A 10,347-nucleotide genomic window follows, 5' to 3' on the forward strand; every position below is an offset into this window, starting at 1 on the left:
CCGATAGGACGTGATAACAGCTTCCGTCCCGGCGAGGGTCGTCCAACTCAAAGAAAAATTCAGCTACATTCATTTCCCAAAGGTCGGGCTAACTTACCACTTCATGCAATTGCCCTAAAGAAACTAATCAAGTTACTTGCATTTAAGGAAATAAATAAAATAAATTTGCATAGTAAATCAATAGGATATAAGTATTAATACTCCCTATACTCTATCTGAATCCGGGTGTTAATGCTGAATGATTTAATTGATTTGTCGTTTAAACTATAAAATCCATCAATTTTAAATACTTATGCAACAGTTTACACAACTACACATGAAACACCTTTTCAAAGCAGCCATTTTGATAGTCGGCATTGTATTACCCTTGTTTTTGTCAGCCCAAGAAAAAACCATCATTAATGCGACCATTTCCGGGGTCGTTTTGGATGCAAAAACCAATGAAAAATTAATCGGTGCTACGGTATCCATCAAAGGGACGACCAACGGAGCAGCCACCGATGCCAATGGCGAATTTTCCCTCATTACGGGTCAAAAACTGCCTTTTACCCTTATCGTATCTTCGGTAGGTTATGTGAAAAAAGAAATTTTGCTCACCGAAAGTAAAGTGGAAATTAAACTTGAAGAAACTACCAATCAACTTTCTGACGTAGTGGTGACCTCCCGCCGTCGTCAGGAATCGGTGCAGGATATTCCGATTCCGATTTCGGTCATTCGCGGCGTAACGGTGGAAGACCAGGGTGCCTTTAACGTAAACCGATTGAAAGAATTGGTACCTACGGTTCAGTTTTACGCTTCCAATGCCCGTAATACTACGCTCAATATCAGAGGGTTGGGCTCAACTTACGGGCTGACCAACGACGGGATTGACCCGGGAGTTGGCTATTACGTAGATGGGGTGTATTACGCCCGGCCGGCGGCCACCGCCCTTGATTTTATTGACATCGACCAAGTGGAGGTACTTCGCGGACCGCAGGGAACGTTATTCGGTAAAAATACCACGGCGGGGGCCTTCAATGTAACCTCGCGCGCTCCCTCTTTTAAGCCCACGGCCAACTTTGAATTAAGTTACGGTAACTATGGCTACATTCAGGCCAAAGCCTCCATTTCCGGGCCATTGAGCAAAAAGCTGGCTGCCCGAGTTTCATTTGTGGGTACGCAACGAGATGGTTTACTCTACAATACCCGCACCCAAACCAATATCAATGATATCAACAACATCGGAGTAAGAGGGCAGTTTTTATACAAACCTACGGATAAGATAAATATTACCTTTATCGCCGATGTTACCGATCAAAACCCGGTGGGTTATGGGTGGCCGGTAGCCAAAGTAGTGACAACCAAACGGGTGGCCTATCGTCAATTTAATGCCATTATTGCTGATTTAAATTACAAACTTCCTTATCAGAGTGCCTTTGAAAGAACATTGGATTTGGATACTCCTTCCCGAGCGGGTAACCAATTGGGCGGTCTGTCATTAAACGCTGATTTTAAAATCGGCAATGGTACTCTGACCTCAACGACGGCTTGGCGCTATTGGAAATGGGATCCGTTAAACGACCGTGACTACACCGGTTTGCCTTCCTTCACCATATCGTCGGGCACCTCCGCCCATGACCAATTCTCGCAGGAGTTCAGGTATTCCGGAAAGATCAATGAGAAACTGAGCGGTGTGATCGGGGCCTTTGGTTTGTGGCAGGATCTGCGAACCGATCCGGTGCATACGGAAGAAGCAGGTGCTGCTCAGTGGCGTTTTGCGCAAAGTTCGACGAGTGCATTGTGGAAAACTCCGGGATTGTTTGACAACTTCGGAATTAGAACCACCTACGGCATAAAATCATCCAGTGTGGCATTGTTTGCTCAGGCCGACTGGGCCATTACCGACAAATTCCACGTATTGCCTGGTATCCGATACAACAAAGACACCAAAAAAGCGAACTACAGCCGAGTAACTTATGGTGGATTGCAAACCACTGATGCGGCTTTGCTGGCTCTGAAAAACGGGGTTTACAGCAACCAAACTTTTGATATTGATGCCTCCGAGGATAATTTCTCAGGGCAACTGACCTTACAATATAAATTCAATAAAAACATCAATGCCTTTGGTACGTATTCATTGAGTTACAAACCCATTGGGGTCAATGTAGGAGGATTGCCAACGGCAAGCGGCAGGGTATTGACTGAATTGGCGACGGTTAAACCGGAAGCTGTTTCTCACTTTGAATTGGGCGTTAAAACCAAGCCATCGGCTAATTCGGTTATCAATGTTGTATTCCATAACACCGATATAAAAGACTATCAAACGCAGGTGCAGACCCCTGAACCGGGCGTAAACCGAGGGTATTTGGCCAATGCTGAACAGGTAAGAGTAATCGGTTTGGAAGTTGACGGTAACATCCGAGTCAACAATCACGTGTCGTTTAATGCGGCCTTTGCCTATACGGATGGGAAATACGTGAAGTTCACCAACGCTCCGGTGCCCATTGAAGAAGTAGGAGGAGAACGGGCATTTAAAGACATTTCGGGCAGTGTACTTCCGGGGATTTCAAAATATGCCGGTTCGTTTGGGACAGAATTGACGGGGAAAGGCAGCTTTCTGGGGCTGAAAGGCAACTACTTTGGGGGGCTTGATGTGTATTATCGTTCTACGTTTTCTTCGAGCCCTTCTCCCTCTGCCTTTTTAGATATTGAAGGCTATGCTTTGGTGAATGGCAGAGTGGGTTTTCGGGCCTCCAACGGCATCTCATTTTTTGTTTGGGGCAGAAATCTGGGCAACAAAGATTACTACGAGCAGTTGTTGGTGGCTCCGGGCAGTGCCGGCCAAATCGGCGGTATTTTGGGGGATCCGCGTACGTACGGGGTGACGTTGCGATATACGTTTTAATTGTTCATCAACTTAGCAATCAACCTAAGGAGCGGCCAGTGGATTTAAAAATCCACTGGCCGCTCCTTAGGAAACTGCTTTTTCAGAAATCAGGAATTACTCAACATTTTAACCGGTAAAAACAATGCAAACTCATCCCAATACTACTGTATCAACTTCTTTGACTCAATTGGAGATATTGGGTTTTGACCGCGTCGGATTTGTCGAAGAGGTCACTCGTTTTATCTCTGATTATGGAAAGATCGTAAGTGTGCGCTTTGAAGCCGACGGGGTTCGCTCTCAAGGGCTTGTAAAAGTGAGATTGGAGAATACGGAGCGTTTGGGAAGTTTGTTGGTTCACTTGAAAGCCATTACTGGATTAGTCAAAGTTAAACAGTTGGTATAAAACAGAAAGTACTTGGACAATCATTATAACTAATTACTATGAAATCAATCGTTAAAATCATCGGAGAAGACTATTTTCTGTCTGCTTTACCTAAATCGTATAGAAAGATTGAGCCGCTTGCCGTTCGGGGGCTATTGCCTACCTGCCGTATCAATTGCGAATTAGGTGTTTGGCAACAGTTACCATCGGGTTTGGAAAACGCGGGTACTTTTTATCTGCATCAACTTTTGCAGGATGGTCCGTTGGTAATCAGTACCTACAGTCCAGATTGGAATGAATATGGCAGAGAACATTTGGAAATACTCAATAAGGTATTTGCATCGGTTCATAAATTGGGAGCAAACCTGCTGCTGTTAACGACAGAATATTTCAAAAATATTGTGTACAGCATTCAGGAGTTTGATATTCCTTACAATATTCTTCAGGATTCGGAAAACAGAATCAGTGAAGCATTAGGAGTATACTCACAGTATGAGCCTGTTTGGGATCGGATTGCGGGTATTACCGAAGATGTGCCTTTTCCGGCTACCTTTGTGATAGGAACCGACCGCAAAGTTTTGTATAGTTTTGTAAGTAAAGATTTTGAGTATTTGGTTCCAGCAAAGGAAATAGAGAAAGCCGTGCTTTTTGCCGGTAAGTAAACCTAAACGACTTTAAACAATGAACAAATTAGCTCTATGCCTTATTCTATTTGTGTGCTTTGTCCCAGTGTTTGGTTTTATTGCTGATGATTATGAGCAATGGCATCAAAAACGCGTTGAGAGTCTTAAGGCCGAAGATGGGTGGCTCAATTTAGCGGGTTTATATTGGCTCAGCGAAGGAGAAAACACGTTTGGAAGCGATGCGGCCAATGCACTTGTTTTTCCTGAAAAAGCACCCAAGAAACTCGGAGTGCTGACCTTGAAAGATGGTAAAGTTGCTTTTAAAAAGCAGCAGGACGTTGATGTTCAGTTTTTAAATCAAGAAAATGCCCCCGATTTTGTTTTTCAGGAAGGAAAGGCGATTACGCTGCAATACGGCTCATTCTGTTGGTTTATCATCAAACGCGGCCCCAAATACGGGGTTCGATTGCGAGATTTGGAGAGTTCCAATGTCTCTCATTTTAAAGGGGTTGAGCGTTTTTCGGTCAGCGAAGCGTGGAAATTGCAAGGTACGTTTGAACAGCCCCAAACCCCACGAACCATCGCCATTACTGACGTTATTGGATTGGTAAGTCAACAACCTTTGGTGGGATATGTTGCTTTTACCCTTAACGGAAAAACACACCGTTTGGCTGCTACGGATGGGGGAGGCGGCAAGCTATTTATCGTTTTTAAAGATACTACTGCGGGTCATGAAACCTACGGAGCGGGGCGATTTTTGTATTTAGACAAACCCAATTCGGACAATTCGGTGACCATCGACTTCAACAAAGCTATCAATCCACCCTGCGCGTTTACGGAATACGCTACCTGCCCGCTTCCACCGAATGAAAATCGTTTGCCGATTGCAATTACGGCAGGCGAGAAAAATTATGGAAGCCATTGAAAATTAGGAGGTAAAACTCTTTGCTTTTTTTGAAAAAACCATTTACCTTTGCGGCCTCATTTTCAATGAGTTCAAAATTTATAAACGTTTAACAATTCTCAGTATGTTTACACGACAGTATGAGATGGTGTTCATTTTAACTCCCGTTTTATCTGATCAACAGATGAAGGACACCGTCGACAAATTCCGCAAAATCCTTACCGACAACGGTGCGGAATTGGTACACGAAGAAAATTGGGGCCTAAAAAAATTGGCTTACCCGATTCAGAACAAAAACACAGGTTTTTATCACCTCATTGAGTTTAAGTCTCAGCCTACACTCATCCAAACGATTGAGACGGAATTCCGTCGTGATGAGCGCGTGATGCGTTATTTGACAGTGGCGATGGAGAAACACCACGTCACTTATGCTGAGCGTAAGCGCAGCGGATTAGTTGGCAAAAAACAAACCGAAACAGTTTAAGGAGGGCTAAGCAACATGACACTGGTAAACGAACCAATCGAGCGTAATCAAAACCGCAAAAAGTATTGCCGCTTTAAGAAAGCCGGTATTAAATTTATTGACTATAAAGATCCTAATTTCTTATTGAAATTGATCAACGAGCAAGGCAGAATTTTACCTCGCCGCCTTACAGGTACCTCTTTAAAGTACCAACGCAAAGTGTCGCAGGCTATTAAGCGTGCCCGCCACTTAGGGTTATTACCATTCGTAGCTGATCAATTAAAGTAAAAACCAAAGGAGAAAACTGACGATGCAAGTTATATTAAGAACTGATATTGCCGGGCTTGGTTATAAGAACGACGTCTTAGACGTGAAAGCCGGCTATGGTCGTAACTACCTTATTCCGCAAGGATTTGCGGTGATGGCGACCGATTCCAACAAAAAACAATTGGCCGAAAACTTGAAGCAAGCTGCTCATAAGGCCGAGAAATTGAAGAAAGATGCTGAAGATTTGGCAACCGCGATTGGCGACATGACGCTCAATATAGCAGCCAAAGCAGGTGACAGCGGTAAAATCTTCGGACGTGTAACGAGCATTCAGATTTCTGATGCCCTAAAGGCAAAAGGATTTGATGTAGATCGTAAAAAAATCACGATTGAAGATGTAAAAACCTTAGGTGTTTACAAAGCGTTACTTGATCTTCACAAAGAAGTAAAACATCCTGTAAACGTAAATGTAGTAAGCGAAGCTTAATCACATTCACAGGAGGTATAGAAAAGGGTGCGTTCCAAAACGCACCCTTTTTTGTTGAAAAATACCTGAATTTTTTACTGTTGCGGAGTTTCGACATTAGGCGGTGTGCCTTCTGCGGAGGCTTGCGGGGCTTTTCCCTGCAAGTTGCTCAATAAATCCTGAAGCATTTTTTCGGCTTCGGGCGTATATTTTTTTAGAGCTTCCGAGCCTTGGTTTTTCAATTGTTCAAAATATTCAGGCATTTTGTCCAATGCTCCCTCGGCCTCGGTTTTAAGGTCGGTGGCTTTCGTTTTGAGATCTTCAAATGCTTTTTCTCCCTCTTCGGTTTGTAAATATTTGTGCAAAGCAACTCCTGCAACAGCACCGAGAATAAACGTCGCTAAGTGTTTGGCATTGACCATGATGTTTGTTTTTTGTTTAAATGGTTGGACAAATGAACAATTAAAACGCCACTAAAAAAATGATTTTTACACCAACGGACGGGTTTTTATTTAGACTTTATAAAACTCAACACTAATTTTGTTTGTTGTTTGATTAACCGTCAGAAAATATTTTTCTCCAGATACACGGTTAACCAAAAACGATTAACATACTCCTTTGTGATTGATATTCAAAAAATTCGCCGGGATTTCCCAATTTTAGATGAAGTGGTCAATGGGAAACCATTGGTTTATTTTGATAATGCGGCTACAACGCAAAAGCCACTTCCAGTATTGGAAGCCTTGGCTAATTATTATGGACACTACAATGCCAATATTCACCGGGGAATTCATTTCCTGGCCGAAAAAGCAACGTCAGCGTTTGAAGCCTCACGGACCAAAATTCAGGAGTTTCTCAATGCTGCCCGAGTAGAAGAGATTATATTTACGTACGGTACAACGGATGGTATTAATTTGGTGACACAGTCGTATGGTCGTACCTTTTTGAAAGAAGGCGACGAGATCATTATCAGTACCATGGAACACCACTCCAACATTGTACCTTGGCAGATGTTGTGTGAAGAAAAGGGATGTGTTTTGCGCGTGATTCCTATCAATGATGCGGGTGAACTGCTCATGGACGAATACGAGAAAATGCTCTCCGAAAAAACCAAATTTGTTTCCGTTGTCCACGTTTCCAATGCCTTAGGCACCATCAATCCGGTCAAAGAAATTATCCAAAAAGCCCATGCGGTAGGGGCAAAAGTGCTGATTGACGGTGCGCAGGCTACTTCTCACATTGACATTGATGTACAGGCCCTTGATTGCGATTTTTACGTATTTTCATTGCACAAACTCTACGGCCCGACGGGCATGGGAGTACTGTACGGGAAAAGAGACGTATTGAACGCCATGCCGCCGTATCGCGGTGGGGGAGAAATGATTAAAGAAGTAACGTTTGAAAAGACGATTTACAACGATTTGCCCTATAAATTTGAAGCGGGAACCCCCAATATCGCCGACGTAGTAGCCGCCAAAACGGCCGTTGAATACGTTGAAATGCTCGGAAAACAAAATGTAGCCAATTACGAGCACGAATTATTGGTATATGGAACTGAGGCATTGCAAAGCATTGAAGGCTTGAAAATAATCGGTACGGCCAAAGAAAAAGTAAGTGTGCTTTCGTTTGTGATGGAAGGCATTCATCCGCAGGATATTGGGGTGATTTTAGACCAACAGGGCATCGCCGTCAGAACAGGGCACCACTGTACTCAGCCTTTGATGAAGCGATTGGGGATTGTCGGAACTTCCAGAGCCTCCTTTGCGGTTTATAATACTAAGGAAGAAATTGACAAATTGGTTGTAGGTTTGCATAGAGTTAAGAAAATGTTGAATTGATAAAAATGACAAGCCAAATTATTACAAGAGACAAAATTGTCGAGTCTATTCAGGCGATGCCTGATGATGCCTCGACAGATGATATTATCGAAAGAATCATTTTTATAAAAAAAATTGAAGATGGTTTAAAAGACGTAGAGGAAGGACGGGTCTTTTCTCATGATGAAGTAAAGACGAAATATCAGCAATGGCTACGAAAATAATTTGGTCTGATCACGCAAGACATGATCTTGATACTATTTTCCTATCCTTATTAGACTTTTCCGAATCGTACGCTCAAGAATGGATTAAGAAAGTGTTTTCAAATTTAGAACTTTTAGAAACTTTTCCCGAAATGGGAAGAATGGTTCCCGAAAAAGAAGTTAGATTTCTTCGCGAAGTGATAGTTTGGAAATATCGCGTTTTATATACGTATTTGAATCAAGAGATAACAGTTATTCGGATTGTACACAGTTCCAGACCTTTAGGTAAAATATAATGACAATCAACGAGAAACAGGACGAATTAATTGAAGATTTTGAGTTGTTCGACGATCAGTTGGACAAAACACAGTATATCATTGATTTAGGTAAAAAACTAAAACCCATTGCGGATGAATACAAGTCAGACGAAAATTTGATACGAGGTTGTCAGTCAAGAGTTTGGCTTCATACTGAAATGCGAGGTGACTCGGTGCATTTTGAAGCAGACAGCGAACCAACTGCCCAGATAAGTAAGGGTTTGGTAAGTCTCTTAATTAAAATTTTATCGGGTGAAAAGCCCGAAGATGTGGCCAATGCCAATTTGTATTTTATTGATAAGATCGGTATGAGCAGCATCATTACCTCTCGTCGGGCGGGGGGCTTAGCTTCGATGATTGCCCGTATGAAAGAATTTGCCCAAAGTCAGGTTGAGAAAATAAGTTAAACAACACTTAAAATGACCGAATCAGAATTAAAAGAAGAAATTATAAAGGCCATAAAGTCAGTGTATGACCCTGAAATTCCCGTAGATGTTTGGGAGTTGGGCTTGATTTATGACTTGAAGATATTTCCCGTTAACAACGTTTTTGTAGAAATGACCTTAACGTCACCCTCCTGCCCTTCGGCGGGAACGATTCCCGTAGAAATAGAACAAAAAATCCGCGAAGTGGAAGGGGTGAATGACGTGAGCGTTGAACTGACGTGGGATCCACCTTATTCGCAGGATATGATGAGCGAAGAAGCTAAACTGGAACTTGGATTTATGTAGATCCCTGACTTTGAAGGGAAATAAACGTATTAAAAACTGTAAACTTAAAACTGCAAACAACTTATGTATCCTCCTCACTTAGTAGCTCCGATGAAAGAAGATCTGACGAGCGTAGGATTTCAAGAATTGACATCGGCTGAAGAAGTAGATAACTTCATGGCTGGCCCGAAAGGAACTACGTTAATTATGGTCAATTCGGTATGCGGTTGCGCTGCCGGTGCGGCACGTCCGGGTGTAAAAGCTGCGTTGGCGTTCAGCGAAGTGAAACCTGATAATTTGGTAACTGTATTTGCCGGAGTGGATGGCGAAGCGACTGCCAAAATGCGTGAATACCTGTTGCCATACCCTCCTTCATCGCCTGCGATTGCGATTTTTAAGGATGATGAATTGGTGCATTTTATTGAGCGTCATCACATTGAAGGCCGTAATGCCAAGATGATTGCTGAACACTTGGTAACGGCTTTTGAAGAATTTTGCGGCGAAAAAGCGTAAGCTGAATTAACCTCTCGGCTGCGGCCGACCGTCCCCTGCCCCCTCTCCTTTTAGGAGAAGGGGTTTTTTATGGTTCTTTTTTAAAATATTTTCACGCCTTCGCCTTTGTGACGACACAATACGGCGTACGCATTGGGTTTTACTTGACGTAGGGGAGAGTTTTCGAGTAAGAAGGCTTTAGTTTTATAGACAAAGCGCTGCTTCCAATCTTTCATCAGGTACGAAACGACTTCGTCACTGAAAAACAGGAATAACTCGTCTATTACCTCAAACCCTTCGGATTTTAATAAAAACTTGAACAGTGCAGGGGTGTAAATATTGATGTGCCCGTACGAAAGAAAATGCTCAATCTTGCGATCCACAAAAAGGCTGAAATCAATCGGAACTTCAAAAAATTGGTACTCTGACACGCGGGCTATTTCCCGCAACAATAGGCGCGGATGCTCTACGTGCTCAATAACGTGAGAGCAAGTGGCCAATGAAAATTCTTTGTCAGCGTAGGGAATTGTGTAGCCGTCAAACAATTTGACTTCTTTGAGTGACTTCAGCTGGCGTTGGTTGATTTTTTCGATGCCGCTTCCCGAAATTTCAACTGCGGATAGGTTGTCCGTAAATTGACGCTTGTCCAATTCCTGAAGTACGGCACCGTCTCCTGCTCCTACGTCCAAGACCTTCTTAAAATCATATTTTTTGCATAAATTTACAATGTCATCCGCTTTCTGGCGAGCGCCGATTTCGCGCCATTGCGCATCCGAATTGGCGTATTGTTGGTCGTAAACATTTTGTAAAGAGGATGAAAGAGAGGCGTTTGACATA

Annotated in this window: 16 protein-coding genes; 14 read left to right on the forward strand and 2 right to left on the reverse strand. The window is 42.9% G+C overall.

The annotated features are described in order from the left end of the window. From Q0081_RS09655 to rplI, 8 genes are all read left to right on the forward strand, one after another. The coding region (locus tag Q0081_RS09655) for a hypothetical protein (RefSeq protein WP_298352034.1) at positions 1–198 on the forward strand (198 nt) is incomplete at its 5' end. 118 nt (positions 199–316) lie between these two features. Then, on the forward strand, positions 317–2,884 hold the full coding sequence (locus tag Q0081_RS09660) for a TonB-dependent receptor (RefSeq protein ID WP_298352036.1): 2,568 nt from the start codon (positions 317–319) through the stop codon (positions 2,882–2,884). A gap of 124 nt (positions 2,885–3,008) precedes the next feature. Next, on the forward strand, positions 3,009–3,269 hold the full coding sequence (locus Q0081_RS09665) for an ACT domain-containing protein (RefSeq protein ID WP_298352038.1): 261 nt from the start codon (positions 3,009–3,011) through the stop codon (positions 3,267–3,269). Between the two features lie 38 nt (positions 3,270–3,307). After that, a complete protein-coding gene (locus Q0081_RS09670) occupies positions 3,308–3,910 on the forward strand; it encodes a peroxiredoxin (RefSeq protein WP_298352040.1) in 603 nt (200 codons plus the stop codon). Between the two features lie 19 nt (positions 3,911–3,929). Beyond that, positions 3,930–4,796, forward strand: a complete 867-nt coding sequence (locus Q0081_RS09675) for a DUF1684 domain-containing protein (RefSeq protein WP_298352043.1) — start codon at positions 3,930–3,932, stop codon at positions 4,794–4,796. A 103-nt stretch (positions 4,797–4,899) separates the two neighbouring features. Further along, positions 4,900–5,259, forward strand: a complete 360-nt coding sequence (gene rpsF, locus Q0081_RS09680) for a 30S ribosomal protein S6 (RefSeq protein WP_298352045.1) — start codon at positions 4,900–4,902, stop codon at positions 5,257–5,259. Between the two features lie 15 nt (positions 5,260–5,274). Then, positions 5,275–5,526, forward strand: a complete 252-nt coding sequence (gene rpsR, locus Q0081_RS09685) for a 30S ribosomal protein S18 (RefSeq protein WP_298352047.1) — start codon at positions 5,275–5,277, stop codon at positions 5,524–5,526. A 22-nt stretch (positions 5,527–5,548) separates the two neighbouring features. Beyond that, complete coding sequence (gene rplI / locus Q0081_RS09690) at positions 5,549–5,992, forward strand: 50S ribosomal protein L9 (protein ID WP_298352052.1); 444 nt, start codon at positions 5,549–5,551, stop codon at positions 5,990–5,992. 74 nt (positions 5,993–6,066) lie between these two features. Here rplI and Q0081_RS09695 read toward each other — a convergent pair whose 3' ends face one another. Continuing rightward, positions 6,067–6,393: a YtxH domain-containing protein gene (locus Q0081_RS09695; RefSeq protein ID WP_409034055.1), complete on the reverse strand. Its 327-nt coding sequence runs from the start codon at positions 6,391–6,393 to the stop codon at positions 6,067–6,069. Positions 6,394–6,591: 198 nt separating this feature from the next. Between Q0081_RS09695 and Q0081_RS09700 the strand changes: the two genes are divergently transcribed. The 6 genes from Q0081_RS09700 to Q0081_RS09720 all read left to right on the forward strand — a co-directional run bounded on the left by Q0081_RS09700 (position 6,592) and on the right by Q0081_RS09720 (position 9,531). After that, positions 6,592–7,809: a cysteine desulfurase gene (locus tag Q0081_RS09700; RefSeq protein WP_298352055.1), complete on the forward strand. Its 1,218-nt coding sequence runs from the start codon at positions 6,592–6,594 to the stop codon at positions 7,807–7,809. A gap of 5 nt (positions 7,810–7,814) precedes the next feature. Continuing rightward, positions 7,815–8,012 carry a hypothetical protein gene (locus Q0081_RS09705; protein ID WP_298352058.1) on the forward strand — a complete coding sequence of 66 codons (198 nt, stop codon included), beginning with the start codon at positions 7,815–7,817 and terminating at the stop codon, positions 8,010–8,012. Then, a complete protein-coding gene (locus Q0081_RS31845) occupies positions 7,997–8,287 on the forward strand; it encodes a type II toxin-antitoxin system RelE/ParE family toxin (protein ID WP_336912476.1) in 291 nt (96 codons plus the stop codon). Before Q0081_RS09705 ends, Q0081_RS31845 begins: the two co-directional genes overlap by 16 nt. Then, positions 8,287–8,715: a SufE family protein gene (locus Q0081_RS09710; RefSeq protein ID WP_298352061.1), complete on the forward strand. Its 429-nt coding sequence runs from the start codon at positions 8,287–8,289 to the stop codon at positions 8,713–8,715. The genes Q0081_RS31845 and Q0081_RS09710 overlap by 1 nt, the downstream gene beginning before the upstream one ends. Before the next feature lie 12 nt (positions 8,716–8,727). Then, a complete protein-coding gene (locus Q0081_RS09715) occupies positions 8,728–9,039 on the forward strand; it encodes an SUF system Fe-S cluster assembly protein (protein ID WP_298352064.1) in 312 nt (103 codons plus the stop codon). Positions 9,040–9,102: 63 nt separating this feature from the next. Continuing rightward, on the forward strand, positions 9,103–9,531 hold the full coding sequence (locus Q0081_RS09720; RefSeq protein ID WP_298352067.1) for a BrxA/BrxB family bacilliredoxin: 429 nt from the start codon (positions 9,103–9,105) through the stop codon (positions 9,529–9,531). A gap of 80 nt (positions 9,532–9,611) precedes the next feature. On the opposite strand, the gene Q0081_RS09725 is transcribed toward Q0081_RS09720, so the two are convergent. After that, the coding region (locus Q0081_RS09725; RefSeq protein WP_298352071.1) for a class I SAM-dependent methyltransferase at positions 9,612–10,347 on the reverse strand (736 nt) is incomplete at its 5' end.

Source organism: Runella sp. (genome assembly GCF_027484545.1).
GTDB lineage: Bacteria > Bacteroidota > Bacteroidia > Cytophagales > Spirosomataceae > Runella.

What these genes read in the sequence shown, in the direction of transcription:
- Q0081_RS09695 (WP_409034055.1), bottom strand. Translation starts at nt 6,393, where the DNA reads ATGGTCAATGCCAAACACTTAGCGACGTTTATTCTCGGTGCTGTTGCA.
- Q0081_RS09720 (WP_298352067.1), top strand. Translation starts at nt 9,103, where the DNA reads ATGTATCCTCCTCACTTAGTAGCTCCGATGAAAGAAGATCTGACGAGC.
- rpsF (WP_298352045.1), top strand. Translation starts at nt 4,900, where the DNA reads ATGTTTACACGACAGTATGAGATGGTGTTCATTTTAACTCCCGTTTTA.
- rplI (WP_298352052.1), top strand. Translation starts at nt 5,549, where the DNA reads ATGCAAGTTATATTAAGAACTGATATTGCCGGGCTTGGTTATAAGAAC.
- Q0081_RS09705 (WP_298352058.1), top strand. Translation starts at nt 7,815, where the DNA reads ATGACAAGCCAAATTATTACAAGAGACAAAATTGTCGAGTCTATTCAG.
- rpsR (WP_298352047.1), top strand. Translation starts at nt 5,275, where the DNA reads ATGACACTGGTAAACGAACCAATCGAGCGTAATCAAAACCGCAAAAAG.
- Q0081_RS09710 (WP_298352061.1), top strand. Translation starts at nt 8,287, where the DNA reads ATGACAATCAACGAGAAACAGGACGAATTAATTGAAGATTTTGAGTTG.
- Q0081_RS09670 (WP_298352040.1), top strand. Translation starts at nt 3,308, where the DNA reads ATGAAATCAATCGTTAAAATCATCGGAGAAGACTATTTTCTGTCTGCT.
- Q0081_RS31845 (WP_336912476.1), top strand. Translation starts at nt 7,997, where the DNA reads ATGGCTACGAAAATAATTTGGTCTGATCACGCAAGACATGATCTTGAT.
- Q0081_RS09660 (WP_298352036.1), top strand. Translation starts at nt 317, where the DNA reads ATGAAACACCTTTTCAAAGCAGCCATTTTGATAGTCGGCATTGTATTA.
- Q0081_RS09665 (WP_298352038.1), top strand. Translation starts at nt 3,009, where the DNA reads ATGCAAACTCATCCCAATACTACTGTATCAACTTCTTTGACTCAATTG.
- Q0081_RS09715 (WP_298352064.1), top strand. Translation starts at nt 8,728, where the DNA reads ATGACCGAATCAGAATTAAAAGAAGAAATTATAAAGGCCATAAAGTCA.
- Q0081_RS09675 (WP_298352043.1), top strand. Translation starts at nt 3,930, where the DNA reads ATGAACAAATTAGCTCTATGCCTTATTCTATTTGTGTGCTTTGTCCCA.